The organism is Micromonospora sp. NPDC051196, from assembly GCF_040682415.1.
GTDB lineage: Bacteria > Actinomycetota > Actinomycetes > Mycobacteriales > Micromonosporaceae > Micromonospora.
This window is the reverse complement of record NZ_JBFBAY010000001.1, coordinates 1,124,200-1,148,086: the sequence shown is the minus strand read 5'-3', so window position 1 is coordinate 1,148,086 and position 23,887 is coordinate 1,124,200. Positions and strand designations below refer to the sequence as shown.

Below are 23,887 nucleotides of genomic sequence, written 5' to 3'. Positions count from 1 at the left end.
GTCGTACTCCTCCGGCAGGATGCAGGGCGTGTGTGCCGACCGCGATGACCGCCGAGGAGGAGCCGCCCGATGACTGACCAGGGGTTCGACGTCGCGGGCGAGGGTGTCGGTCGGGTGCTGGGCACCGCTGACGCCACTCCCCTTCAGTTCTGGACGGCCGTCGCCCCCGGCAGCTATCTGCAACTCGACGACGTGGTGGTGACCCGCCGGGCGCTGCCCGACCGGGAGCCGGTGACCATCGCCGGGGTGGTCACCCAGGTCCGGGCGCGACACGAGGGCGCCCAGTTCGACTCCGACGTGTTCGCCATCGCCGACGGCACGCTGCCCGCCCAGGTGCAGGAGGCCGCCGAGATCACCACCACCCGGGTCGACCCGGAGTTCTACGTGCCGCCGCAGCCCGGCGCGGTGGTGCACCGGGCCGAAGGCGACGCCCGGACGCGGGCGCTGCACTTCGACCGGATGGAGCGCCGCATCCCGATGGGCACGGGCCGCGACGGGGTGCCGGTCTACCTCAACGCCGACTTTCTGGACGGCACCCGGGGCGCCCATGTGTCGATCTCCGGCATCTCCGGGGTGGCCACCAAGACCAGCTTCGCCACCTTCCTGCTCTACTCGGTGTTCCGCTCCGGGCAGCTCGGCGGCGACGCGGTCAACGCCAAGGCGCTGATCTTCAACGTGAAGGGTGAGGATCTGCTCTTCCTCGATCACCCGAACACCCGGCTGGACGACGCCACCCGGGCCGCGTACGCCCGGCTCGGCCTGGTCGCTGACGCCTTCCCCGACGTACGGGTGTACGCCCCGCCGAGGGTCGGTGACTCCTCCGGCACGCCGGACGTGAGCAGCCGGCTGACCGGGGTGGACAGCTTCTACTGGACGCTGTCCGAGTTCTGCGCCGACCGACTCCTGCCGTACGTCTTCGCCGACGCCGACGACGAACGCCAGCAGTACACGATGGTGGTCCACTCGGTCGCCGCCCACCTGGCCCGGTACGCCCAGCCGGCCGATGGTGGGGTGAGCCTCGACGGGGTGCGCCTGGGCAGCTACGGCGACCTGGTCGACCACATCGTCGAGCAGCTCAGCGACGACGAGACGCGCAGCGACTGGGCCGGCAGCGCGGTCGGCCTGGGCACAGTCAACGCCTTCGCCCGCCGGCTGATCGGCAGCAAGAAGGACCTGTCCCGGCTGATCCGGGGCGACCTGGCCACCCGCCGCCCGCACTCGATCAACACTGCGGAGAGTGCCCAGGTCACCGTGGTCGACCTGCACAACCTGCCAGATCGCGCGCAGCGGTTCGTGGTGGGTGTGACGCTCAAGAGCGAGTTCGAGCGCAAGGAGAAGGCCGGCACCGCCAAGCCGCTGCTGTTCGTGGTGCTCGACGAGCTGAACAAGTACGCCCCCCGGGAGGGCTCCTCCCCGATCAAGGAGGTGCTGCTCGACATCGCCGAGCGGGGCCGCTCGCTCGGGGTGATCCTGGTCGGCGCCCAGCAGACCGCCAGCGAGGTGGAGCGCCGCATCGTCACCAACTCGGCGATCCGGGTGGTGGGCCGGCTCGACCCGGCGGAGGCGTCCCGCCCCGAGTACGGCTTCCTCCCGCCGGCCCAGCGGCAACGCGCACTGCTGGCCAAGCCCGGCACCATGTTCGTCAACCAGCCCGACATCCCGGTCCCGCTCTGTCTGGAGTTCCCGTTCCCGGCCTGGGCGACCCGCGTCTCCGAGGCCGGGGCCGCGCCGTCCGAGACGCTGCGCTCGATCACCCAGTCCGCCGACCCCTTCGCCGTGGTGGGCTCCGGCGGCGGTGGTGTCGACGACGACATCCCGTTCTGAGTGAGCTTGGTTGTGGTGAACGCGAGGAGGCCGGCCCGGTGAAGATCCTGCACACCTCCGACTGGCACGTGGGCAAGGTCCTCAAGGGGCAGTCGCGGGCCGAGGAACACAAACAGGTGTTGGCCGGTGTCATCGACATCGCCCGGCAGGAGCGGCCGGACCTGGTGGTCATCGCCGGTGACCTCTACGACACCGCCGCACCGACGGCGGAGGCGACCCGGCTGGTCACCCGGGCGTTGACCGCGCTGCGGCGTACCGGCGCGGACGTGGTGGCCATCGGCGGCAATCACGACAACGGCGCGGCCCTGGACGCGCTGCGCCCGTGGGCCGAGGCCGCCGGCATAACCCTGCGCGGTGGGGTACGCGAGAATCCGGCCGAACACGTCATCGACGGCACCACCGCCGGCGGGGAACGCTGGCGGCTGGCCGCCCTGCCGTTCCTGTCCCAGCGGTACGCGATCCGCGCGGTGGAGATGTACGACCTGACCGCCGCGGAAACCACCCAGACGTACGCCGACCACCTGGGCCGCATCCTGGCCCGGCTGACCGAGGGGTTCACCGAGCCGGACCGGGTACACCTGGTCACCGCCCATCTGACCGTGGTCGGGGCGGCCACCGGTGGGGGTGAGCGCGACGCACACACGGTCATGGGTTACGCGGTGCCCGCCACCGTCTTCCCCGGCACCGCGCACTATGTCGCACTGGGGCACCTGCACCGCGCCCAACGGGTGCAGGGGCCGTGCCCGGTCCGCTACAGCGGCGCCCCGCTGGCGGTGGACTTCGGCGAGCAGGAGAACGTCCCGTCGGTGACCCTCGTCGAGGTCACCGCGACCACCGCGGCGCAGGTCCGTGAGGTGCCGGTGGCGGCGGCGACGGCGCTGCACACGGTACGCGGCACGCTGGCCCACCTCGCCGAGATCACCCCGCCGGAGGGCTGGCTGCGGGTGTACGTACGCGAGCAGCCCCGCGCCGGATTGCGCGAGGAGGTGCAGGAATTGTTCCCCCGCGCGCTGGAGATCCGCATCGACCCGGAGTTGGTGCCGGCGCCGGGCAGCGGCACCCGGGTCGCGCAGCGGTCCGGCCGCTCCCCCCGTCAGCTGTTCGCCGACTACCTGGACAGCCGGGGGCACGCCGACGACGGGGTCCGGGACCTCTTCGACGAGCTGCTTGAGGAGGTCGAGCACTGATGCGGCCGATGCGACTGGATCTGGCCGGTTTCACCGTGTTCCGTGACGAGACCACCATCGACTTCACCGACGCGGACTTCTTCGCCCTGGTCGGGCCCACCGGTTCCGGCAAGTCGACGGTGCTCGACGCGATCTGCTTCGCCCTCTACGGCACGGTGCCCCGCTGGGGTGGCACGCGCGGGCTGGGTAACGCGCTTGCCCCGTCGGCGACGGAGGCCCGGGTGCGGCTGGTCTTCGAGTCGGCCGGAGCCCGGTACGTGGCGACCCGGGTGGTGCGCCGCGACGGTCGGGGCAACGTGAAGACCGCCGGCGCCGGGTTGCAGTTGATGCCGGACGGCTTCGACGTCACCAAGCTGGACACCGGGCTCAGCCCGGAGGATCTCGGCGAGGTGGTCGCCGGCACCCCGGCCGAGATGGACGATGCGGTGCTGGCGGCGGTCGGCCTGCCGTACGAGCAGTTCACCAGTTGTGTGGTGCTGCCGCAGGGGCAGTTCGCCGACTTCCTGCACGCCCGGCCGGCCACCCGGCAGCAGATCCTGGTCAATCTGCTCGGCCTCGGCGTGTACGAGGAGGTGCAGAAGCTGGCCACCGGCCGAGCCGGGCAGGCCGAGGCGAAGCTGGAGGCGGTCGACCAGTTGCTCGCCGGGCTCGCCGACACCGACGACGCCACCCTGGAACGGGCCACCGAGCAGGTCGAGCGGATGACCGAGCTGGCCACGGCGGTGACCGCCGCCGTACCGGAGTTGGAGACGGCGCGGGCGACGGCGGGCCAGGTGGCGGAGGCGTTGGCCGCGCTCGACACCGAGTTGGCCGTGTTGGACGCGGTCCGGGCGCCGGACGGCACGGCCGAGCTGACCCAGGCGGTGGCCGCCGCCCGGGCGACGGCCGACGCCGCGGTCGACGCGGTCTCGCTGGCCGAGGAGCGCGAGGACAAACTGCGCGGCGAGCTGACCGCCGTCGGTGACGAGAGCACGCTGCGGCTGCTGCTGCGGGCCTACGCCGACCGGGAGCAGTTGGCCGGGCAGGCGGACGAGCTGCGCGCCGCGGTGGAGGCGGCCGGTGTCCAGCACGACACGGCGGTGGCCGCGCTGACGCAGGCACGGGCGGCGGCCGAACGGGCCGAGGCGGAGCTGGCGGCGGCCTTCCAGGCTCACGAGGCGGCGAAGACCGCCGACCAGGCCGCGGCGCTGCGGGCACACCTGAGCGACGGGGCCGCTTGCCCGGTGTGCGAGCAGGTGGTGGCCCGGGTGCCGGCGGTGCCGGCCGAGTCGGCGGTGGCCCGCGCGGTGGCCGCCGGCAAGTCGGCGCGGACGGCCAGCGAGGCCGCGAAGCGGCTGGTGGCCGAACGCGACGCGGCGGCACGGGAACTGGACCGGGTGCTGGTGCGCGCCCGGGCCGAACATGACGGGCTGCGGGGCCAACTGTCCGCTCTGGACGAACGGCTCGCCGACGCGGCCGGCGTTCAGACGCTGCGCGAGCGGCTGGCCGAGCATGTCCGGCTGCGGCAGGCACTGGACGAGACGACCATGGCGGTGCGGGCCGGTCGGGACGCCGCGCGACGCGCGCGGGGCGCGGTGGACACGGCGCAGGAGCGGCTGCGTACGGCGTGGCGGCACTTCGACGGGACCCGCGACGGGCTGGCCCGCCTCGGCCCGCCGGCCGCCGACCGGGACGACCTGGCCGCCGCCTGGGCCACCCTGTCCGGGTGGGCGCAGGAGCAGGCGCGGCACCGCCGGTCGCAGCGGGAAACCCTGGCGGCGGCGGTCGCCGACGCCGAGGCGGCGACGCGCGCGGTGACCGCCCGGATCGCCGGCATCTTCGCCGACGCCGGGCTACCCGCGCCCGACGATCCGGTCCGCGCGGCGACGGTCGCGGTGGAGCGGGCCGAGGCCGACCTGCGCCGGCTGGTCGAGCGCCGCGAGCAGGCCGCCGAGCTGCGCGAACAGCGGGCCGAGCACGATCGGCAGGCCCAGGTCGCCCGGGCGTTGGCCGGGCACCTGCGGGCCAACAACTTCGAGCGGTGGCTGCTCGCCGAGGCACTGGACCTGCTGGTCGACGGCGCTTCGCGGATCCTGCGGGAACTCTCCGGCGGCCAGTACGACCTGGTCCACGACAAGGGTGAGTTCTTCGTCGTCGACCACCACGACGCCGGGCTGCGGCGTGGCGTACGGACGCTGTCGGGCGGTGAGACGTTCCAGGCGTCGCTGGCGTTGGCGTTGGCGCTGTCCGAGCAACTGGCCGGGATGTCCACCACCGCGGCCAGTCTGGAGTCGATCGTGCTGGACGAGGGCTTCGGCACCCTCGACGCGGCCACCCTCGACACGGTCGCCGCCACTCTGGAGAATCTGGCCGCCCGGGGGGATCGGATGGTCGGAGTGGTCACCCACGTGCCGGCGCTGGCCGAGCGGATCCCGGTGCGCTTCGAGGTACGCAAAGATGCCCGCTCGGCCCGCGTCGAACGCACCGGCCGGTGAGGCAACCATGACGCGGTTCTTCGTCGACAGCTGGGATCCGGCCTACGGTGCCTCGTTCGAGGCGTCGGCGGCCGGCCCGGCCGCGCCGAGCAGCGCGCAGGTCGACGCCGACGCCGAACTGCCCACGGTGGACTGGCGGGCCATCGGTCCCCGCGCCGGTGTCCAGGCCCCGCACGTGGTGCTGCTGGTCGACGGGGTACGCCGCATCGACGCCAGCGTCTGGACGGCCGAGGAGGACGGCACCTCCTTTCCCGGTGTGGCCGCGTCGTACGCCGCCGGGGTGGTGCGGTGCGACCTGGAGCGCGGGGCCGCGCAGCTGGCCGGCGCGAAGGTGGGCCGAGGGCTGTTCACCGCCAGCCCGTCGGCGGACGAGGTGGTGGCCGGCAACGTCCGCTACCCGGTGCACCGGGTCAGCGGCACCGGCGAGTTGGCCAAGCTGCCGGCCGCGGTGCAGGGGCCGCTGACGGCCCTGGAGGTGGAGGTCTCCGACGCCGCCCGTACCGATGACGACCTGCTGGTGGTGGACGGACCGTTACGCAACCGGCGGCAGTTGCCGCGCACCCTCGGTTACATCAAGACCCAGCACAGCCAGTACCTCGACGCCCGACTCACCGCAGTGGTCACCGGGCTGGCGCCGGGCCACCGGTCGCCGGTGTTCCGGCTCGGCACCGCCTGGGGTGGCTGGTCGTGGTACTTGCGGCTGCCGGTGGCCGCCGGGGCGCCCTGGGCCGGCATCGTCCGGGTGGAGTGCTCGGCCGACCTGGAGATCACCGAGGCGGTACGGCTGGCCGACCTGTCACTGGTCACCCTGCCCCGGTTCGCCTCCACCCCGTACAAGGACCCCCGGGCCCCACAGAATCTCGTGCCGATCGCCGGCCTGGAGCGCCTGCTGCGGTCCCGGTTGGGCGACGTCCGGCTGCTGCACCGTGCGTTGACCGCAGCCGCGCGGATCAACCGCTGATGGGCCGCCGCCGCGACACCGACCGGCTCACCGAACAGGTCGACACGGGCCTCGCCGAGCTGACGCCGGATCCGGACCGCCCCGGCTCGTGGACGCTGTCGCTGGACGGCGCCCCGCAGTCGCATGTGGACCTGACCGACCCGACCCACCTGGAGTTCGAGTACGTCCGCCGGCTGGCGGCCGCGCTCGACCTGATCGCGCCCACCGGCACTCCGTTGCGGGTGTTGCACCTGGGCGGCGGCGCGTTGACGCTGCCCCGCTACGTCGCCGCCACCCGATCCGGCTCCACCCAGCGGGTGATCGAGGTCGACGGTGCCCTGGTCGACCTGGTCCGGCGGGCGCTGCCGTGGCGGGCCGACCCGCGCCTGAAGGTACGGGTGGACGATGCGCGTGCCGCACTGGCCGGCGCCCGCGACGCCAGTTACGACGTGGTGGTCGCCGACGTGTTCGCCGGTGCCCGTACACCGGCCCGACTGACCTCGGTGGAGTACGCCGCCGAGGTGGCCCGGGTGCTGCGACCGGGCGGCTGGTACCTGGCCAATCTCGCCGACGGTCCGCCACTGCGCTACGCCCGAGGGCAGGTCGCCACGGTGCGTACCGTGCTGCCTCGGGCCTGCCTGGTCACCGACGCCGCGGTTCTGCGTGGTCGTCGGTACGGAAACCTGGTGCTGGTCGCCGGGCGGCAGGAGCCACCCGTGGCGGAGTTGACCCGCCGGGCCGCCGGTGACTGGTTTCCGGGCCGGGTCCTCGCCGGGACGGACCTCGACCGCTTCGTCGGGGGTGCTCCCGTCGTCCACGACGAGCAGGCCACCGACTCCACACCACCACCGTCGGGAATTTTTTCCGTCCGACGTTGATCTGTTCGGCTGGGCCGTGCGTATCAATCGGCAGCCATGCCCGTGGGGGGACGGCTTCTGTCCATGGACAACCGGAGGTCTGCATGCACGCACTGGCGGCCGGTTGGCACGGCGAGCGGGTGCGGGTGGACTGGATGTCCGCCCGGTCCCAGTCCCGGCCGACCACGACCACCAACGGGGTCGACTCGCGTGCGGTGTCTCGCCAGAATAGCCCGGTGACGCCGCGCCCCGCCCCTGGCCGCCATCAGGCGACGACCACCGAGGCCGCCCACTCCGACCAGTTGATCCGCACGCTGTACGCGGAACACGCCGGTCCGTTGCTGATGTTCGTGATGCGACTGACCGGCGGTGACCGGCAGCGGGCCGAGGACATCGTCCAGGAGACGCTGCTGCGGGCCTGGCGCAACGCTCACCGGCTGGGCACGCAGGGGCAGGGTTCGTTGCGCCCCTGGCTGGTGACGGTGGCCCGACGCATCGCCATCGACGAGCACCGCAGCGAACAGGCCCGGCCGGCCGAGACGTACGACCGGGATCTGACCGCGTTCGCCGAGTCGGACAGCACCGACCGGGTGCTGCGCTCCATGACAGTGGCCGACGCGCTGAGAACGTTGAGCCAGTCGCACCGGGAGATCCTGGTGGCGACCTACTTCCGAGGACGTACGGTGCCAGAGGCGGCCGAGGAGCTCGGGCTACCACTGGGCACCGCCAAGTCACGGGTCTACTACGCGCTGCGCGCCCTGCGCACAGCCTTGCAGGAAAGGGGGGTGACGGAATGAGCCGGGTAGACCACATGGACGTCGCTGCGTACGCGCTCGGCGTGCTGGACGAACAGGACATGGAACGGTTCGAGGAGCACCTCGCAACCTGCTGGGCGTGCGCCGCCGAGTTGGAGTCGATGGTGCCGGTGGTCGGGCTGCTCTCCGACATCGACGCGGAGTCGGTGACGGCGCTGGAGCAGACCCACACCAATCCGGTGCTGCTGGATCGGACGTTGGTGGCGATGCGTACGCACCGTCGCAAGGCACGGTTCCGGCAGATCCTGGCGACCGCCGCGGCCGTGGTGGTCTTCGGTGGGATAACCGGGGTGGTGTTCAGCAACCTGGCCGACAGCGGCACCACGCCGCAGATCGCCGGGCCGACCACCGGCCCGGTGGAGGTGCCGAACAATCGCCCCGGCAACCCGGGTGACCCGGGATTCGGCGGTAACGAGCAGGAGGGTAAGCAGGTCAACGCCACCGACCCGAACACCGGGGTCACGGCGACGTTCTTCCTCGCCTCGAAGGATTTCGGCACCAACATCGCCTTCACCCTGGGTCGACTGCCCGGTCCACGCGAGTGCCGTCTGGTGGTGGTGCGCAAGGATGCCAGCACCGAGGTCATCTCCACCTGGTCGGTACCGCAGGGCGGCTACGGCACCAACAGCAATCCGCAGAAGCTGAGCCTGGGTGCCGCCACTTCGTCAAAGTTGGACGATGTAAAGCACTTCCAGGTGCAGGAGGTCGACGGTAAGGGTGTGGGCAAGCCGCTGGTGACGGTGCCCACCGGCTGAGCACGACAACGCAGCGAAGGCCCGCCTCGGTCGAGGCGGGCCTTCGCTGCGTACCCGCCGTTGTGGACACCGGCGGGTACGCCCATACACGGACAGCGGTCGATTCCGGTTCAATCGCCCGGGTGTGAAATGAGCCACCGTTCTGCCTTCAACCTTGACAGCCCTGTTTCCCGTACTTCCCGGTGACTTGTCAAGTATGAGGAGGGCACGTGGCAAAGATGAAGCGGACCGTCGTTGTCGCGAGCGCCATGGTCGCACTTACGGCCTGCGCGCCTGCGGGCTACAACGGAGCGGACCCCGGCGTGGCGGAACCGGTCGCCGTCGCCGCGGCCGACTCAACGGCGACCCCGGATCCCGAGGCCAGCGCGGATCCCGAGGCCAGCGCCGAACCGGGCGCCTCGGCGTCGCCGGGAACGGAAGCCGAGAACGACGCCCCGCTGCCCGACGGTGTCGAGCTGACCGAGAGCCTGACCGGCAAGAAGTTCCCCCGGATGGGCAGCGCGGTCGTCAACCAGGACGGCTTCCTGCTGTACCGCTTCGACCGCGACAGCAACGACCCCCCGGCGACGAACTGCGAGGACCAGTGCGCCGAGGTGTGGCCACCGGCGCTGACCGACGGCAACCCGAAGCTCAAGGGCGTCTCCGACGACGCGGTCGGCACCATCACCCGCCCCGACGGCACCCGCCAGATCACGCTGGACGGCTGGCCGCTCTACACCTACATCGGTGACAAGAAGCCGGGCCAGTGGAAGGGCCAGGGCGTCGGCGGCACCTGGTTCGTGGTCAACCCCGACGGCAGCAAGAACCTGGAGTGCCTACCCAAGGGCACCCCCAAGGCGGTCGAGCCGCCGTCGAAGACCAAGTCGGGCAGCTCCGACTCGGACTACGACTACTGAACCTGACCACCGGATGGCCGGCCGCAGCCCGCAGGGCGCGGCCGGCCATCGTCAGGTCGGGTCCTGGACCCGGCGAGCCCGGGGTGGCCTCGCCGGACGGCCGACCAGGGTGGCAGAGTAAGCCCGTGAGCAGGACCGGACCCGACGCGAGGCGGGTGTTGCGACCGCCGCCGGGCTACCGGCTGGCCGCGTCGGTCCAGCCGTTGCTGTTCAGCCGCTACGATCCGTGCGCCCGGATCGTCGACGGCATTTTCTGGTGGGCCGCCCGCACACCCGCCGGAGCAGCGACCCTGGCACTTCGGCCGGTGGGTGGCGAGCTACGGGCCGACGGGTACGGACCAGGTGCCGGATGGGTCGTCGACCAGGCCGACGCGATAGCCGGTCTCTGCGACGACCTGACCGGGTTCGCGGAACTCGCCGCCACTCACCCGGTACTGGCCCGGCTGGCCGCACAGCACGCCGGGTTGCGGATGCCCACCACCGGGCTGGTCTTTGCCCGGGTGCTACGGGCAGTCCTCGAACAGAAGGTCACCGGCACGGAGGCCTACCGGGCGTACGCGGCGACCGTCCGTCATTTCGCGGAGGCGGCGCCGGGGCCCATGCAGCCACTACTGCTGCCGCCTGAACCGGCGGCCGTGGCGGCCAGCCCGTACTGGGTCTTCCATCCGTTCGGGGTGGAGCAGCGCAGAGCCGAGACGTTGCGACGCGCCGCTACGGTCGCCGATCGGTTGGAACGTTGCCCGGACTCGTCAGCGGCGACCCGCAGGCTGACCGCGATCAACGGAATCGGCCCGTGGACGACCGCCGAGGTCGTCCGGGTGGCGTACGGGGATGCGGACGCGGTCAGCGTCGGCGACTACCACGTACCGAACACGGTGGCCTGGGCGCTGGCCGGCGAACCACGCGCCGACGATGCCCGGATGTTGGAACTACTGGAGCCGTTCCGGGGGCATCGGGGCCGCGTCTGCCGACTGCTGGAAGCCGCCGGCATCCACGCGCCCAGGTTCGGCCCGCGCATGCCCATTCGTTCCTTCGCCCGCTTCTGACCCGACGTCCGCCGGTAGCCGGCTTCTGACCCGCTGCCCAGGCCCGTTCCCGGCGACCGCACACAGGTCGGCCCGGCTCACCCCAGGTCGGCCAGGCTCACGCGGGTCGGTCGGATTCGCGCAGGTCGGCCAGGCTCACTGGGCTCCACTGACCCAACAACGCCGCCAACTCGGCCACCGTGCCCACCTCTCCGAGCACGTTGTCACCGCCGCCGAAGCGGCGGGGATAGCGGTGGACCAGTCGGTAGACGTGTCTACCCCGGATCAGCTCGATGCTGACCCGCCACCGTCCGCAGCACCCGCACACCAACTCCGGCACTCCGCGAAAGTAGCTCTGACCTGCTGCTTCACGAATTTCCCAGGCAGGCTGCGACAACCCAACGACAGACACGCCACCCACCGGCCAGCAGTGATCTGCCTCACCGGTGTCGGTGGTGTCTGGTTGACTGTCGCCGTGGACCTGCCGATCAACCCGCCGCTGGAGCCGATGCTGGCGCGTAGCGTCGCGTCGATCCCGTCCGGGCCGGGGATGACCTACGAGCCCAAGTGGGACGGTTTCCGCTGCATCGTCTTCCGGGACGGCGACGAGGTGGAGCTGGCCAGCCGGGGCGGCAAGACGATGACCCGCTACTTCCCCGAGGTGGTCGAGCAGGCCCGTCGGCAGCTGCCGACGCGCTGCGCGGTCGACGGCGAGTTGATCGTGATCCGTCGCGACGGCCCGGACGCCGCGCCCCGGCTCGACTTCGAGCTGCTGGCCCAACGCGTCCACCCGGCCGCCTCCCGGGTGAAACTGCTCGCCGAGACCACACCGGCCGACTTTGTCGCCTTCGACCTGCTCGCGCTCGACGGCGAGAGCCTGCTCGACGTGCCCTACCCGGCCCGCCGCGCCCGGCTGGAGCAGGCCCTGGCCGGGGTGCGTCCGCCGGTGCACGTCACCCAGATCACCACCGACGCCGACACCGCCCGCCGCTGGTTCGACGTGTTCGAGGGTGCCGGGCTGGACGGGCTGATCGCCAAACCCGCCGACCTGCCGTACGAGCCGGGCAAGCGGCTCATGTTCAAGGTCAAACACGCCCGCACCGCCGACGTGATGGTCGCCGGGTTCCGCTGGCACAAGTCCGGTCCGGTGGTCGGCTCGCTGCTGCTGGGGCTCTACGACGACGCCGGGGTGCTGCACCACGTCGGGGTGAGCGCCTCGTTCACCATGGCCCGCCGAGCCGAACTGCTTGCGGAGTTGGCTCCCTACCGTGAGGTCGGAGCCGATCATCCGTGGGTGCACGGCGACCACGAGCGCGGTCAACGCATCCCGGGCGGGGTAAGCCGGTGGACCGGCACGAAGAACCTGGAATGGGAGCCGCTCCGCCCGGAACTGGTGGTCGAGGTGGCGTACGACGCGATGGAGGGTGACCGGTTCCGGCACACCGCGCGCTTCGTCCGCTGGCGGCCCGACCGTGACCCGCTCTCCTGTCGATACGACCAGCTGGAACGGCCGATCCGGTTCGACGTGGACCAGGTCCTGCGCGGCGATCCGGCGGTGACGGTCGGGTCCGCGCCCGGCTCCGCGTAGCCTGACGGTCGAACCGATCACGGAGGCTCGCTCGTGACCCGTACTTCCGACCGGACTCGCCGCCAGCGGCGCACCCTCGCCGGCCTGGTCGCCGCCATGGTGGTCGCCGCCGGGTGCACGCTACCGTCGTTCGCGCCGCGCAGCGACACCGACAGCGAGGCCGCCCCGCCGGGCACCGCGCCGACCTGGCAAGCCTGCCCGGAGGTGGCCGACGAGGTGGTCGGGCGAGGCGCACCGGGCATCCGGTACGAATGCACCCGGATCCAGGTCCCCCGCGACTGGGCCGGCGGTAGCGGCGCCACGGCCGGCCCCGGCGCTGGTGAGACCTTCGAGATCGCCCTGATCCGGGCCCGCTCCGACAAGCAACGCGACCGGATCGGCTCGCTGCTGGTCAATCCGGGCGGCCCCGGCGGCTCGGGGGTGGACACCGCCGTCTATCTCTCCTTCGGCGAGCAGTACGGCGGCCTGCCCGACCGCATCCTGGAACGCTTCGACATCGTCGGCTTCGACCCGCGCGGGGTGGCCCGCTCCAGCCCGGTGGAGTGCATCTCCGACGCCGATCTCGACGCCGTCTTCGGCTCCGACCCCGACCCGCAGAGCCAGCAGTCGTTCGACGGTCTCGTCGCGTTGGCCAACCGCATCGGTCAGGGCTGCGGCGACAAGTACGGCGACCAGTTGCCGCTGTACGGCACCGAGCAGGCGGCCCGGGACATGGACGCGATCCGCGCCGCCGTCGGCGACGACAAGCTCACCTACCTCGGCTACTCCTACGGCACGCTGCTCGGCGCCACGTACGCTCAACTGTTCCCTTCTCGGGTCCGGGCGCTGGTGCTCGACGGCGCGATCGACCCCCGACAGGGCCTGATCGAAGGCTCGGAGAGTCAGGCCAAGGGCTTCGAGCGGGCGTTCGACAATTTCGACCGGTGGTGCTCGGCCGACGCCGCCCGCTGCCCGATCGCCCCGGACGCCCGCGCGGCGGTCATCTCCGCCATCGACAAGGCCAAGGTGTCACCGGCCCGCTCCGCCGACGGTCGGGAAGCCACCGCCGGCTGGGTCTTCTACGCGGTCATCTCCTCGCTCTACACGGAATCCGGCTGGCAGGAGCTGGCCCGCGCCATCGACCAACTGGAGGGCGGCAACCCGCAGGGGGTGTTCCGGCTGGCCGACAACTACGCCGACCGCGACGACAGGGGCCACTACAGCAACCTGTTCGACGCCAACACGGCGATCAACTGCGCGGACGAGGAGGAGCGGCCCAGCCTGGACCGGATCCGCCAGTTGCAGTCCCAGTGGCGTCAGCAGTACCCATTGTTCGGCCCGGCGTTGGCCACCGGCCTGATCTCCTGCACCGAGTGGCCCGGCGGCAGCGATCCCTACCCGACCGGCCGTGCCGACGGCGCCCCACCGATCCTGGTCGTCGGCACCACCGGAGACCCGGCGACGCCGTACGAGCAGACCCCGGCCCTGGCCGAGATGCTCGGGGTGGGGCGGGTGCTCACCTGGGAGGGTGAGGGTCATACGGCGTACCCGCAGACGGCCTGCATCACCCAGGCCGTCGACGCGTACCTGATCGACCTCGCCGTCCCCGCCGAAGGCAAACGCTGCCCCGGCCGTTGAGCCACTCCTACCACTGCGGAGGGCGAGCCCATGCCGCAGCGTCGGGCGGCACCGGTCCTCACCAGAATCGGACGTCGACCGCGTCACGCACCACCAGCTCGTCGAAGTCCGATTGCCTGAGCCCCCAATCGTCGGGCCGGCGGGCGCCTCGGGCGGACAACTCGTCTTGTTCCGCTTCGGTGCAGCTCGTGGTCATGGTCAAAACCAGCAGCGCAGGCGCAATCGACGCATCTTGGCGAATACCCGTCACGCGGGCATAGTGCAACCCTTCGGCAAACCGCCGCTCCGGCGAGCCCGAGGATTCGTGTCCACGGCGCCGCGAATGTCCGGTATGCGGCTGTTTGCGCGGTGGCCCGATCGGCCGACGGCGGAATGATGCCGGGCCGCGGGTCGTTGTACATGGCATACCGCGAGGGCTTCCCCGCCCCGCCACGCGATCTCCCGGAACCCCTGGAATGTGGGGCCGCCCGGGATCGTTACATCTCTCGGACGCCCGAGCACCTCCGCCGGGCGTTCCTCTTTCCCCCCGCAGCACTGGAGCCCCGAACCGGGTTGATTCCTGCTGCGTACCCCCGAACGGAAGGTGTGACTCAATCATGCGTACCACCCTCCTGCGCAAGACCGCTCTGACCTTCGCCGCTGCCGCCGCCACCGCCGGTGGCATCGCCGGCCCCGCCATCGCCGCCAACGCCGCGCCGGCTGCCGCCGCTTCGGTGCAGGCCGACCGTAAGCCCAACGGCGAGCGCCAGCTCGACGTGCGCTACGAGGCCCAGCCGAACTTCTACTTCTGCGGCCCGGCCGCCGCCCGTAACGCGCTGAGCGTGCAGGGCAAGAACATCGACGTGTACGACATGGCCGAGCGGATGGGTACCACCGAGGCCGGTACCGACTCCATCAACGACATCACGCCGGTGCTGAACAAGGAGACCGGTGAGGACGTCTACAAGTCGGTGGAGATCCGCGACGCCAAGGCCGCCGAGAAGCAGGCCGACAAGCTGCGCGAGGACGTCGTGCGTACCGTCGACGACGGCCGTGCCGTGGTCGCCAACATCGCCGGCACCGCCACCGACACCGATGGCGTCGTCCACAGCTTCGAGGGCGGGCACTACGTCAGCGTCACCGGCTACGACGACGAGGGTGAGACGGTGACCATCGCCGACTCCGCCGACCCGGCCCAGGCTTCGTACCGGATGGACATCGAGACGCTGGCCAACTGGATCGCCACCCGCGGTTACTCCGCCGCCTCCTGACGATCCGACAACCGAACACGCGAAGGGCCGGCCCCCAGATGGGGGTCGGCCCTTCGGTCTGCCACAGACCGGTCGCCACGGGTGTGCGATTCTCGCGGGATGAGCGACGTGATCTTCCGTACGGCGGTCCGGGCCGACCTGCCCGCCGTACTCGACCTGCTCGCCGACGACATGCTGGGGCGTACCCGGGACGTCGGCGAGGTCGACGCCACCTACGAGAAGGCGTTCGCGGACATCACCGCCGACCCGCGCAACCACCTCGTCGTCGCCGAGGTCGGCGGCGAGGTGGTCGGCTGCATGCAGCTCACGTACATCCCCGGGCTCGGTCGGCACGGTGCCGAACGGCAACTGATCGAGTCGGTACGGGTCCGCTCGGACCGGCGCGGTCAGGGCCTCGGCCGACTCATGATGACCTGGGCAGTCGATCAGGCCCGGCAGCGTGGCTGCGGCCTGGTGCAGCTCACCACCGACAAGAGCCGCCACGACGCGCACCGCTTCTATCTGGGTCTCGGCTTCGTGGCCAGTCACGAGGGCATGAAGCTCAGTCTCTGACGCCGTCGCCTGTTGGCGGCTCGCCCAGCCGAGCGCACCCGACCTCGCAGTCGAGCCGCACCCCGCAAGGTCACGCTCGATCCGGGATCGAGTGGCCTCGACGCGAGCGGGAAGCCACTCGATCCGGGATCGAGCGTGACCTTGGGAGAGAGTCTCGCCCGGCGTTGAGCAACGCGGCAGGCACGGAGCAACACGGCGGTGCGGAGGAACGCGGCAGGCCCGGAGCAACACGGCGGTGCGGAGGGACGCGGCAGGCACGGAGGGACGCGGCAGGCACGGAGGAACGCGGCAGGCACGGAGCAACGCGGCAGGCACGGAGCAACGCGGCAGGCACGGAGCAACGCGGCGGTGTGGAGGAACGCGGGGCGGGGCCGCTCAGCGGGGGCGGTCGCGGTCGCGGGAGGGTTGGACCCGCTTGGGTTCGCCGGGCATCTTCGGGTGGTCGGGCGGGTAGGGCAGGTCGCCCTCACCGGCTGCGGCGTCGCGCTCGGCCCACTCCAGCAGCGGGGTGATGTCCCACCCGGCGTCGTCGATGCCGGCGTGCGGGTCACCCTGCTCGGCCAGCCGCTGCGGGACGGTACGCAGGTCGAAGTCGTCCGGGTCGACGTCGGGCAACTCGTCCCAGGTGACCGGGGTGGAGACGGTCGCCCGGGCGTTGGCCCGCAGCGAGTACGCGCAGGCGATGGTGCGGTCCCGGGCCATCTGGTTGTAGTCGACGAAGACCCTCTCGCCGCGTTCCTCCTTCCACCAGGCGGTGGTGACCAGGTCGGGACGGCGGCGGGCCAGCTCCCGGGCCAGCGCGATGGTAGCCCGGCGCACCTCGACGAAGCTCCAGCGTGGCTGGATGCGCAGGTAGACGTGCACGCCTCGGCCGCCGGAGGTCTTCGGCCAGCCGGGGACGCCCAGCTCGTCGAGGATGGCGCGCAGCTCGCCGGCGGCGGTGGCCGCGTGGGCGAAGTCGGTGCCGGGCTGCGGGTCGAGGTCGACGCGCAGCTCGTCGGGGCGGTCGGGCTCGGCGGCGCGCACCGGCCACGGGTGGAACACGACGGTGCCCATCTGCGCCGCCCAGGCCACGTGGGCCAGGTCCGCCGGGCAGAGCTCCGCGGCGGTGCGCCCGCTGGGGAAGGTGATCTCGGTGGTGCGCACCCAGGGCGGTACGCCCCGGGTCGGCACCCGTTTCTGGAAGAACATCTCCCCCTCGATGCCGTCGGGGAAGCGTTGCAGAGTGGTCGGCCGTTCGCGCAGGGCGCGCATGATGCCGTCGCCGACGCCCAGGTAGTAGCCGAAGACGTCGGCCTTGGTGAAGCCGCGCTTCGGGAAGATCACCCGGTCCGGGCTGGACAGCCGTACGGTGTGCCCCGCGACCTCGATCTCTTCGGCCGCCGCCTTCGTGCCTGCCATTTCGCGACCATATGCGATGGGTCCGACGTTCGACGTACCGTTGACGGGTGAGTCTTCCCGACAGCGAACTGCCCCGCACCGAGGACGAGTGGCGGGTCCGGCTCAGCCCCGAGGAGTTCCGGGTGCTGCGCGAGCACGGCACGGAGCCGGCGTGGACCGGCGAGTACGTCGACACCAAGACCCCCGGCATGTACCGCTGCCGCGCCTGCGGCGCGGAGTTGTATCCGAGTGACACCAAGTTCGACTCGCACTGCGGGTGGCCGAGCTTCGACGACGCCATCCCGGGTGCGATCAAGGAAATCGAGGACAACTCCCTCGGCATGCGACGCACCGAGATCCGCTGCGCCCGCTGCGACAGCCACCTGGGGCACGTCTTCCGCGGTGAGGGCTTCACCCCGAAGGACACCCGGCACTGCGTGAACTCTCTTTCCATCCGTCTGGACCCCAGCACCCCCTGAGCCGGTCAGGCCGCTGCCGGGTGGGCGGCCAGCATCGCGACCTGGGCGGTACGGGACTGCTCGATGCGTCGGGCGAGGTCGCGTACCCGCTCGTCGGTGCCGGCTGCCAGGTGCGCGCGGGCCAGGTCGGCGGCGCCCTTCTGGTGGGCACCGAGCACCTCGACCAGCACCCGGTCGACCTCGCCGGCCGGGGCGTCGCGCAGCCGGGCCAACTGGTCCGGGCCGGTGCCGTGGCCGGCGTGCTCGTCAGCGCGGGCGGTGCGCCCGGCCTGCGCCAGCCAGCTGCGCGCGGTGGCCAGTTCGTCGGCCTCGGTCACCTCGATGGCGGCGATCAGGGTCCGCAGTTCGGGGTCGGCCAGCCGGTCGTGGACCAGCCGGGCGATCTGCAGGGTCTGCTCGGTGTGCCCGGCCATCATCGACAGGAACAGCAGGTCGATGCCGGCCATCCCGGTGGCTGCCGGCGTACCGGATCCGGCGGGTCGCGGTGCGTCGAGAGCGGGTGACGCCGTCGGGCCGCCGGTCGCCGATGCGGTCGCGGCCGGCGGTGCCGGCGCGCCGCCGCCGTGCTGCCCGCCGCCGCAACCGGTGGCGAACAGCACGGCGGTCAGGGCCAGCACCGCCCGGAGGCGGGCCGGCGGGAGGTGCGGCCGGGACCAACCGCACCTCCCGCTGCTCAGACCAGGCTCCACAGCGCTGGTACGTTCGGTGGCTCCCAACCGGCGATCGCGGTGTGCGCCTGCCGGCAGCGGTACGTCCGACCGCCGTAGGTGACCTGGTCGCCGACGGCGTACGCGCGGCCCGCGGTCCAGGTGCCGCCGGCCGGCGGGTTGCTGGTCGGGGCGACGGTCGGGGTGGGCGACGGTGCCGGCGGGGTGGTCGGGCTCGGGCTCGGCGGCGGGTTGCCGCCACCGCCGATCTGCAGGTCGACGCAGGAGTAGAAGGCGTTGGCGGTGTCGGCGATGTTCCAGACGGCCAGCAGCTTCTGGCGGCCTGAGTAGCCGGACAGGTTGACGCTGTGCGAGACGGTGGGGCCCGGCTGGCGTCCGCCGCCGCTGAACACGGCGACCCGGGTGTTGCCGATGTAGTACTCCCAGTCGCGGGTGGCGTGCATCGCGGTGTTGACCCAGGTGAAGGTGACAGTGGTGCCGACCGAGGTGGCGGGCCAGCCCCGGTTGTCGTCGTTGAGGACGGCGAAGTGGGAGATGTTGGCGTGGCAGTTGCGCAGCCCCTTGGGGCCTTCCACGCTCTGCGGTTCCCAGCGGATCTGCCCGCAGTCGGGGACCCGGTTCTGGGCGCAGAGCGCCTGCCGGCTGGGCGGTGACGAGACGTAGCCGTGGGCCTGGGCGGGGGCGGCGACGGCCAGGGTGGCGACCATGGCACCCGTCGCAAGCAGCGGGAGAGTGATTCTTCGACGCATGGCGGCGGCTCCTTCGCGGCATGTTGCCTGGTGAGGTGCCACCAACATAATTTAAACAATGTTAACAGTAAAGACCGCTATCAATAAAAGTGGCGGCGATCAGAGCAGCAGCAGGCCGCCCTGGTCGTCCACCCGGTCGGCGGACTCGTCGTCGAACCACAGCCCACCGGCGGCCAGGTAACGGAAGCGGTGCTGCCCCGGCCCCAGCCGTACGGTCACCGTCCGAGTGCCGTCGCGGCGGGCCACCAGCACGTGTTCACCGGGCTGCCAACCGTTGAAGGACCCGACCACGCTGACCGTTCCCGGTGGGGTGTCTCGGGGAAGGCAGAAGGTGACCCGAGTCTGGCTGCCGAAGAGCCGGTTCCGCTTGATCATCATTCCTCCCGGTTCGCGTACTCCACCGAAAGGCGGCGGCCGGGCCGCCGCCGGCCAGGTCACCCGGTACAACGGCCGACCTGCGGCGAGCGACACGCCGCCCCGTCCGGGCGATCCGCGCCGATTCCGGCCACCCCGGCCGATCGCGTGCCACACGCTGAGGACAACAACCGGCTATCGAGGGGATGCGTCGTGGCGACGTGCGAGGTCTGCGGAAACGACTACTGGCTGGCCTTCGAGGTACGCACGGTCAGCGGCGACGTGCACACCTTCGACAGCTTCGAGTGCGCCGCACACAAGCTGGCCCCGATCTGTGAACACTGCCAGGTGAAGATCATCGGGCACGGGGTGGAGGTTTCCGGGCGCTTCTTCTGCTGCGGCCACTGCGCCCGCGCAGTGGAGGCCGAACACGGCGCCCAGATCCGCGACACGGTCGGCGCCCGCCCCGCCTGACCGGCGCGCCGGCACCCACCCACCCCCGACGGTTGGACGTTTCGCGACGCCCTAACCTGGGCCGATGCCGAGCACGCAACTACGGATCGCCGGCTTCGCCGACTTGGACGCCCGCACCTTCCACGACCTGGTACGGCTGCGCGTCGACGTCTTCGTGGTCGAGCAGGAGTGCGCGTACCCGGAACTCGACGGGCGAGACATCGAACCCGGCACCCGACACCTCTGGCTGGCCCGCGACGGCGCTGTCCTGGCGTACCTGCGGATTCTGGCCGACCCCGACGGCGTGGCCCGGATCGGTCGGGTGGTGGTGGCGCCGTCGGCGCGCGGCGCCGGACATGCCGGAGAGTTGCTGGCCGCGGCGCTGGCCGAGATCGGCGACCGACCGTGCGTGCTGGAGGCGCAGTCGCATCTGGTCGACTTCTACGCCCGGCACGGGTTCACGGTCAGCGGCCCGGAGTACGTCGAGGACGGCATCCCGCACACCCCCATGCGTCGCGATCCCTGATCCGGCCGCAGCGATTGACGGATGGCGATGTTTTGTGCCATTCTTCCGCACGGAGCCAATAACCGCAGTGCCACGCGGACCGGCGCGGGAGAGGCAACTCCCGGGCGTTCGGGCGAAGTCGCGATCCGACGATCCCCCTGGGGGCTCCATCCATGTCCAAAATGCTCAGACCCGCTAGGCTGGCCGGCCTGCTCGCCACCGCGGCGGCCGCCACGCTGCTCGTCTCCACTGCCCTGGTCAACTCCGCCTCCGCGCACGGCTCGGTGGTCAACCCCGGAGCCCGCGCCTACAGCTGCTGGGAGCGCTGGGGTGGCGACTTCCAGAACCCTCGGATGGCCACCGAGGACCCGATGTGTTGGCAGGCCTGGCAGGCCAACCCGAACGCCATGTGGAACTGGAACGGCCAGTTCCGTGAGGGCGTTGGCGGCAACCACCAGGCCGCCATCCCGAACGGCCAGCTCTGCTCGGGCGGCCGCGCCGAGGGTGGGCGCTACAACGCCCTGGACACCATCGGCGCCTGGCGGACCACCCAGGTCTCCAACAGCTTCCGGCTGAAGTTCTTCGACCAGGCCAGCCACGGGGCCGACTACATCCGGGTGTACGCGACCCGGCAGGGATTCGACGCGCTGACCAAGCCGCTGGCCTGGTCGGACCTGGAGCTCGTCGGGCAGATCGGCAACACGCCGGCCTCCCAGTGGCAGCGTGAGGTCGACGGTGTCTCCATCGAGATCCCGGTGAACGCGCCGGGCCGCAGCGGCCGGCACATCATCTACACCATCTGGCAGGCCAGCCACTTCGACCAGTCGTACTACCACTGCAGCGACGTGCAGTTCGGTGGCAGCACCAACCCGCCGCCCACCACGCCGCCGCCGACCACTCCCCCGCCCACGACCCCGCCGCCCACCACTCCCCCGCCGTCCACTCCGCCGCCCAGCAACCCGCCGCCGGCGGGTGCCTGCTCGGCGACGTACCAGGTGACCAACAGCTGGTCCGGTGGCTTCCAGGGTGAGGTGAAGGTGACCGCGGGCAACGCGGCGATCCGCGGCTGGCGAGTGACCTGGACGTACGCCAACGGTCAGCAGGTCAGCCAGGCGTGGAACGCCACGCTCAGCTCCAGCGGATCCACGGTGACCGCCACCAACGTCAGCTACAACGGCAGCCTCGGCTCCGGAGCCAGCACCACGTTCGGCTTCCTGGCCTCCGGCTCCGGTGCCAGCGCACCCACGCTGACCTGTACGGCCACCACCTGATCCCGAGCGGGGTCGCGCCCTTCTCCCTCGGGCGCGACCCCGCCCGGCCGGGCCTGCCGGCTCTCGACACCCGTCCGGGTGCCGGCGCCCTGAGTTGAAAAAAGGGGTCCCCTGCCACGTCAGCAGGGGACCCCTTTTTTCAGGCCAGGGCGGTGACGATGTCGGCGATCGAGCGGCGGCGGCCGGTGTAGAACGGCACCTCCTCGCGGACGTGCAGCCGGGCCCGCGAGGCGCGCAGGTCCCGCATCAGGTCCACGATCCGGTGCAGCTCGTCGGCCTCGAAGGCGAGCATCCACTCGTAGTCGCCGAGCGCGAACGAGGCCACCGTGTTGGCGCGTACGTCCGGGTAGCCCCGGGCCATCTGGCCGTGCTCGGCGAGCAGTTCCCGCCGCTCCGCGTCGGGCAGCAGGTACCAGTCGTACGAGCGGACGAACGGGTAGACGCACAGGTAGGCGCGGGCCTCCTCACCGGCGAGGAAGGCCGGGATGTGGCTCTTGTTGAACTCGGCCGGCCGGTGCAGCGCCATCTGCGACCAGACCGGGGTCATCGCCCGTCCCAGCGTGGTGCGCCGGAACCGCAGGTAGGCGTCCTGAAGGGCGTCGCTGGACGAGGAGTGCCACCAGATCATCAGGTCGGCGTCGGCACGCAGCCCGGACACGTCGTACGTGCCCCGGACCACGACGTCCTTGCCGGCCAACTCCTCGATCAACGACTCGACCTCGCCGATGACGTTGTCGCGCAGCGACGGCAGCGGTGCGCTGACCCGGAACACCGACCACATGGTGTATCGAATGGTGGAGTTGAGTTCCTTCAGCCGGGCCGCGTTGCTCTGCTCGGTCATCTCGCCGATCCTCCCAATGCTGTGATGATCTCCTCGGCCGCCGTCTCGCCCGAACGGACGCAGACCGGGATGCCCACGCCGTCGTACCCGGCTCCGGCCAAGGTCAGCGTCGGATGCGCGGCCCGCAGTACGGCCCGGGCGGCGGCTGTCCGGTCGAGGTGGCCCGGGGTGTACTGCGGCAGCGCACCACCCCACCGCTGCACGTGCCCGGCGACCGGGGCGGGCAGCGGCGTGTCGAGCACCGCAGACAGTTCGCGGTGCACGGTGGCGGCCAGGTCTTCGTCGGGGCGCTGAAGTTGGGCCTCGTCGCCGTAGCGGCCGACCGAGGCGCGCACCAGGGCCACGCCGTCCGCCCGACGCAGATGCCCCCACTTGGTGGTGAAGAACGTGGACGCCTTGATCAGCAACCCTTCGGTGCTGGGCACCAGGAATCCGGAGAGCTGCGGCAGCGTCGGCTCGGGCAGCGCCAGGGTGACCAGTGCGACGCTGGCGTAGTCCAGCCCGCCGATGTCCGCCGCAACCGGATCTGCGACGCCGGTGAGCAGCCGGGCCGCCGGCCGGGCCGGCACCGCCAGCACCACCGCGTCGACGTCGACGTGCTCCGCGTCGCGGGTCGGTCCGACGGTGAGCCGCCAGCCGGTGCCGGTCGGGGCCAGTTCCCGGACCGCCGCGTTGGTGCGGATGGTGGCCCCGCTGGCCGTCGCGGCGGCGTCGACCAGGGTGCTCAGCCCGCCGTCGAGGGTGCCGAAGACCGGCTCGCCGGTGGCGCGCGGTGCGGCGGCCTGCGCCGCCCGGACCGCGTCGAGCAGCGTGTGTCGGGTGCGGGCGGCACGGGCCAGGGCGGGCATGGTGGTGGCCAGGGACAGGTCGTCGGCCCGGCCGGCGTACACGCCGCCGAGCATCGGGTCGACGAGACGGTCGACCACCTCGTCGCCGAACCGGGCGCGGACCAGCGCGCCGACGGAGACGTCGTCGGTGGGGCCGAGCAGCGGAGCACCGCCGTCGCGGTCGGCCTCCGGCGTCGGGCGGGCCACCGTCGCCACCTTGTCGAGATCACCGGGTACGCCCACCAGCGTGCCGCCGGGGATCGGCCGCAACTCACCGTCGACGGCGAGCGCGGCCTGCCCGACGGTGGGATGCACGATCCGCCCGGCCAACCCGAGCCGGCGGATCAGGGTCACCGCCGCCGATTCGCCGCCGGCCGGGTCACGCATCAGGAACGACTCGGCGCCGAACTCCACCGGCCCGCCGGCCAGCTCACCGGTGAGCAGTTTGCCGCCGAGCGCGCCGGACTGCTCGTACACGATGATCTCGGTGCCGGTGGGGGCGTGGTCGCGCAACCGGACCGCGGCGGCCAGGCCGGCGATGCCGCCGCCGACCACCGCCACCCGCCACCGCGACGCCATG

25 protein-coding genes are annotated in these 23,887 nt (G+C 71.8%); 17 read left to right on the top strand and 8 right to left on the bottom strand.

Annotated features, from left to right (window positions below; all coding sequences use genetic code 11):
- Nucleotides 1–69: 69 nt before the first annotated feature.
- The 9 genes from AB0M35_RS05285 to AB0M35_RS05245 all read left to right on the top strand — a co-directional run bounded on the left by AB0M35_RS05285 (nucleotide 70) and on the right by AB0M35_RS05245 (nucleotide 10,794).
- Nucleotides 70–1,824: an ATP-binding protein gene (locus tag AB0M35_RS05285; protein ID WP_363741615.1), complete on the top strand. Its 1,755-nt coding sequence runs from the start codon at nucleotides 70–72 to the stop codon at nucleotides 1,822–1,824.
- 38 nt (nucleotides 1,825–1,862) lie between these two features.
- A complete protein-coding gene (locus AB0M35_RS05280) occupies nucleotides 1,863–3,011 on the top strand; it encodes an exonuclease SbcCD subunit D (protein ID WP_363741612.1) in 1,149 nt (382 codons plus the stop codon).
- Nucleotides 3,011–5,485: an SMC family ATPase gene (locus tag AB0M35_RS05275; RefSeq protein ID WP_363741609.1), complete on the top strand. Its 2,475-nt coding sequence runs from the start codon at nucleotides 3,011–3,013 to the stop codon at nucleotides 5,483–5,485. Before AB0M35_RS05280 ends, AB0M35_RS05275 begins: the two co-directional genes overlap by 1 nt.
- Nucleotides 5,486–5,492: 7 nt before the next feature.
- On the top strand, nucleotides 5,493–6,446 hold the full coding sequence (locus tag AB0M35_RS05270; RefSeq protein ID WP_363741606.1) for a hypothetical protein: 954 nt from the start codon (nucleotides 5,493–5,495) through the stop codon (nucleotides 6,444–6,446).
- Nucleotides 6,446–7,303, top strand: coding sequence for a fused MFS/spermidine synthase (locus tag AB0M35_RS05265; RefSeq protein ID WP_363741603.1), 858 nt, complete (start codon nucleotides 6,446–6,448; stop codon nucleotides 7,301–7,303). The genes AB0M35_RS05270 and AB0M35_RS05265 overlap by 1 nt, the downstream gene beginning before the upstream one ends.
- 83 nt (nucleotides 7,304–7,386) lie before the next feature.
- Entirely contained in the window at nucleotides 7,387–8,079 is a 693-nt protein-coding gene (locus AB0M35_RS05260) for a sigma-70 family RNA polymerase sigma factor (RefSeq protein ID WP_363741600.1), read from the top strand.
- Nucleotides 8,076–8,852 carry a zf-HC2 domain-containing protein gene (locus tag AB0M35_RS05255; RefSeq protein WP_363741597.1) on the top strand — a complete coding sequence of 259 codons (777 nt, stop codon included), beginning with the start codon at nucleotides 8,076–8,078 and terminating at the stop codon, nucleotides 8,850–8,852. Before AB0M35_RS05260 ends, AB0M35_RS05255 begins: the two co-directional genes overlap by 4 nt.
- A gap of 218 nt (nucleotides 8,853–9,070) precedes the next feature.
- Complete coding sequence (locus AB0M35_RS05250; protein ID WP_363741969.1) at nucleotides 9,071–9,748, top strand: hypothetical protein; 678 nt, start codon at nucleotides 9,071–9,073, stop codon at nucleotides 9,746–9,748.
- Nucleotides 9,749–9,873: 125 nt separating this feature from the next.
- Nucleotides 9,874–10,794, top strand: coding sequence for a DNA-3-methyladenine glycosylase 2 family protein (locus AB0M35_RS05245; protein ID WP_363741594.1), 921 nt, complete (start codon nucleotides 9,874–9,876; stop codon nucleotides 10,792–10,794).
- Nucleotides 10,795–10,891: 97 nt separating this feature from the next.
- On the opposite strand, the gene AB0M35_RS05240 is transcribed toward AB0M35_RS05245, so the two are convergent.
- Nucleotides 10,892–11,113: a hypothetical protein gene (locus AB0M35_RS05240; protein WP_363741591.1), complete on the bottom strand. Its 222-nt coding sequence runs from the start codon at nucleotides 11,111–11,113 to the stop codon at nucleotides 10,892–10,894.
- Nucleotides 11,114–11,248: 135 nt separating this feature from the next.
- Here AB0M35_RS05240 and AB0M35_RS05235 point away from each other — a divergent pair, with 135 nt between their 5' ends.
- Both AB0M35_RS05235 and AB0M35_RS05230 read left to right on the top strand, forming a co-directional pair.
- Complete coding sequence (locus AB0M35_RS05235) at nucleotides 11,249–12,361, top strand: ATP-dependent DNA ligase (RefSeq protein ID WP_363741967.1); 1,113 nt, start codon at nucleotides 11,249–11,251, stop codon at nucleotides 12,359–12,361.
- A 96-nt stretch (nucleotides 12,362–12,457) separates the two neighbouring features.
- On the top strand, nucleotides 12,458–13,978 hold the full coding sequence (locus tag AB0M35_RS05230; RefSeq protein ID WP_363741965.1) for an alpha/beta hydrolase: 1,521 nt from the start codon (nucleotides 12,458–12,460) through the stop codon (nucleotides 13,976–13,978).
- 58 nt (nucleotides 13,979–14,036) lie between these two features.
- Here AB0M35_RS05230 and AB0M35_RS05225 read toward each other — a convergent pair whose 3' ends face one another.
- A complete protein-coding gene (locus AB0M35_RS05225; RefSeq protein ID WP_363741588.1) occupies nucleotides 14,037–14,228 on the bottom strand; it encodes a hypothetical protein in 192 nt (63 codons plus the stop codon).
- Between the two features lie 346 nt (nucleotides 14,229–14,574).
- Here AB0M35_RS05225 and AB0M35_RS05220 point away from each other — a divergent pair, with 346 nt between their 5' ends.
- Both AB0M35_RS05220 and AB0M35_RS05215 read left to right on the top strand, forming a co-directional pair.
- The gene (locus tag AB0M35_RS05220; protein WP_363741585.1) at nucleotides 14,575–15,228 is read left to right on the top strand and encodes a C39 family peptidase; all 654 of its coding nucleotides are present in this window, start codon (nucleotides 14,575–14,577) and stop codon (nucleotides 15,226–15,228) included.
- 99 nt (nucleotides 15,229–15,327) lie between these two features.
- A complete protein-coding gene (locus tag AB0M35_RS05215) occupies nucleotides 15,328–15,780 on the top strand; it encodes a GNAT family N-acetyltransferase (RefSeq protein WP_363741582.1) in 453 nt (150 codons plus the stop codon).
- Nucleotides 15,781–16,155: 375 nt separating this feature from the next.
- Here the strand turns inward: AB0M35_RS05215 and ligD are convergent, their stop codons facing one another.
- Complete coding sequence (gene ligD, locus AB0M35_RS05210; RefSeq protein WP_363741579.1) at nucleotides 16,156–17,181, bottom strand: non-homologous end-joining DNA ligase; 1,026 nt, start codon at nucleotides 17,179–17,181, stop codon at nucleotides 16,156–16,158.
- Nucleotides 17,182–17,228: 47 nt separating this feature from the next.
- Between ligD and msrB the strand changes: the two genes are divergently transcribed.
- A complete protein-coding gene (gene msrB / locus AB0M35_RS05205; protein WP_013732337.1) occupies nucleotides 17,229–17,639 on the top strand; it encodes a peptide-methionine (R)-S-oxide reductase MsrB in 411 nt (136 codons plus the stop codon).
- A 5-nt stretch (nucleotides 17,640–17,644) separates the two neighbouring features.
- Here the strand turns inward: msrB and AB0M35_RS05200 are convergent, their stop codons facing one another.
- The 3 genes from AB0M35_RS05200 to AB0M35_RS05190 all read right to left on the bottom strand — a co-directional run bounded on the left by AB0M35_RS05200 (nucleotide 17,645) and on the right by AB0M35_RS05190 (nucleotide 19,431).
- A complete protein-coding gene (locus AB0M35_RS05200; RefSeq protein WP_363741576.1) occupies nucleotides 17,645–18,256 on the bottom strand; it encodes a DUF305 domain-containing protein in 612 nt (203 codons plus the stop codon).
- 56 nt (nucleotides 18,257–18,312) lie between these two features.
- Nucleotides 18,313–19,056 (bottom strand): lytic polysaccharide monooxygenase, encoded by a 744-nt coding sequence (locus AB0M35_RS05195; protein ID WP_043720080.1) that lies wholly within the window; start codon nucleotides 19,054–19,056, stop codon nucleotides 18,313–18,315.
- A gap of 99 nt (nucleotides 19,057–19,155) precedes the next feature.
- Complete coding sequence (locus tag AB0M35_RS05190) at nucleotides 19,156–19,431, bottom strand: isoamylase early set domain-containing protein (RefSeq protein ID WP_363741571.1); 276 nt, start codon at nucleotides 19,429–19,431, stop codon at nucleotides 19,156–19,158.
- Nucleotides 19,432–19,623: 192 nt separating this feature from the next.
- On the opposite strand from AB0M35_RS05190, the gene AB0M35_RS05185 reads away from it, so the two are divergent.
- The 3 genes from AB0M35_RS05185 to AB0M35_RS05175 all read left to right on the top strand — a co-directional run bounded on the left by AB0M35_RS05185 (nucleotide 19,624) and on the right by AB0M35_RS05175 (nucleotide 21,639).
- Nucleotides 19,624–19,884: a Prokaryotic metallothionein gene (locus AB0M35_RS05185; protein ID WP_363741568.1), complete on the top strand. Its 261-nt coding sequence runs from the start codon at nucleotides 19,624–19,626 to the stop codon at nucleotides 19,882–19,884.
- A gap of 64 nt (nucleotides 19,885–19,948) precedes the next feature.
- The gene (locus tag AB0M35_RS05180; protein ID WP_363741565.1) at nucleotides 19,949–20,389 is read left to right on the top strand and encodes a GNAT family N-acetyltransferase; all 441 of its coding nucleotides are present in this window, start codon (nucleotides 19,949–19,951) and stop codon (nucleotides 20,387–20,389) included.
- A gap of 161 nt (nucleotides 20,390–20,550) precedes the next feature.
- Nucleotides 20,551–21,639: a lytic polysaccharide monooxygenase gene (locus AB0M35_RS05175; protein ID WP_363741562.1), complete on the top strand. Its 1,089-nt coding sequence runs from the start codon at nucleotides 20,551–20,553 to the stop codon at nucleotides 21,637–21,639.
- Nucleotides 21,640–21,778: 139 nt separating this feature from the next.
- On the opposite strand, the gene hemQ is transcribed toward AB0M35_RS05175, so the two are convergent.
- On the bottom strand, nucleotides 21,779–22,480 hold the full coding sequence (gene hemQ, locus AB0M35_RS05170; RefSeq protein ID WP_363741559.1) for a hydrogen peroxide-dependent heme synthase: 702 nt from the start codon (nucleotides 22,478–22,480) through the stop codon (nucleotides 21,779–21,781).
- Nucleotides 22,477–23,886 carry a protoporphyrinogen oxidase gene (hemG, locus tag AB0M35_RS05165; RefSeq protein ID WP_363741557.1) on the bottom strand — a complete coding sequence of 470 codons (1,410 nt, stop codon included), beginning with the start codon at nucleotides 23,884–23,886 and terminating at the stop codon, nucleotides 22,477–22,479. The genes hemQ and hemG overlap by 4 nt, the downstream gene beginning before the upstream one ends.
- Nucleotide 23,887: the final 1 nt, after the last annotated feature.

Excerpts from the sequence above, each read along its gene's own strand:
- hemG (WP_363741557.1), bottom strand. The coding sequence starts at position 23,886 with ATGGCGTCGCGGTGGCGGGTGGCGGTGGTCGGCGGCGGCATCGCCGGC.
- AB0M35_RS05265 (WP_363741603.1), top strand. The coding sequence starts at position 6,446 with ATGGGCCGCCGCCGCGACACCGACCGGCTCACCGAACAGGTCGACACG.
- AB0M35_RS05255 (WP_363741597.1), top strand. The coding sequence starts at position 8,076 with ATGAGCCGGGTAGACCACATGGACGTCGCTGCGTACGCGCTCGGCGTG.
- AB0M35_RS05180 (WP_363741565.1), top strand. The coding sequence starts at position 19,949 with ATGCCGAGCACGCAACTACGGATCGCCGGCTTCGCCGACTTGGACGCC.
- AB0M35_RS05285 (WP_363741615.1), top strand. The coding sequence starts at position 70 with ATGACTGACCAGGGGTTCGACGTCGCGGGCGAGGGTGTCGGTCGGGTG.
- AB0M35_RS05220 (WP_363741585.1), top strand. The coding sequence starts at position 14,575 with ATGCGTACCACCCTCCTGCGCAAGACCGCTCTGACCTTCGCCGCTGCC.
- hemQ (WP_363741559.1), bottom strand. The coding sequence starts at position 22,480 with ATGACCGAGCAGAGCAACGCGGCCCGGCTGAAGGAACTCAACTCCACC.
- AB0M35_RS05250 (WP_363741969.1), top strand. The coding sequence starts at position 9,071 with ATGAAGCGGACCGTCGTTGTCGCGAGCGCCATGGTCGCACTTACGGCC.
- AB0M35_RS05275 (WP_363741609.1), top strand. The coding sequence starts at position 3,011 with ATGCGGCCGATGCGACTGGATCTGGCCGGTTTCACCGTGTTCCGTGAC.
- AB0M35_RS05215 (WP_363741582.1), top strand. The coding sequence starts at position 15,328 with ATGAGCGACGTGATCTTCCGTACGGCGGTCCGGGCCGACCTGCCCGCC.
- AB0M35_RS05260 (WP_363741600.1), top strand. The coding sequence starts at position 7,387 with ATGCACGCACTGGCGGCCGGTTGGCACGGCGAGCGGGTGCGGGTGGAC.
- AB0M35_RS05270 (WP_363741606.1), top strand. The coding sequence starts at position 5,493 with ATGACGCGGTTCTTCGTCGACAGCTGGGATCCGGCCTACGGTGCCTCG.
- AB0M35_RS05195 (WP_043720080.1), bottom strand. The coding sequence starts at position 19,056 with ATGCGTCGAAGAATCACTCTCCCGCTGCTTGCGACGGGTGCCATGGTC.
- ligD (WP_363741579.1), bottom strand. The coding sequence starts at position 17,181 with ATGGCAGGCACGAAGGCGGCGGCCGAAGAGATCGAGGTCGCGGGGCAC.
- AB0M35_RS05175 (WP_363741562.1), top strand. The coding sequence starts at position 20,551 with ATGCTCAGACCCGCTAGGCTGGCCGGCCTGCTCGCCACCGCGGCGGCC.
- AB0M35_RS05190 (WP_363741571.1), bottom strand. The coding sequence starts at position 19,431 with ATGATCAAGCGGAACCGGCTCTTCGGCAGCCAGACTCGGGTCACCTTC.
- AB0M35_RS05230 (WP_363741965.1), top strand. The coding sequence starts at position 12,458 with ATGGTGGTCGCCGCCGGGTGCACGCTACCGTCGTTCGCGCCGCGCAGC.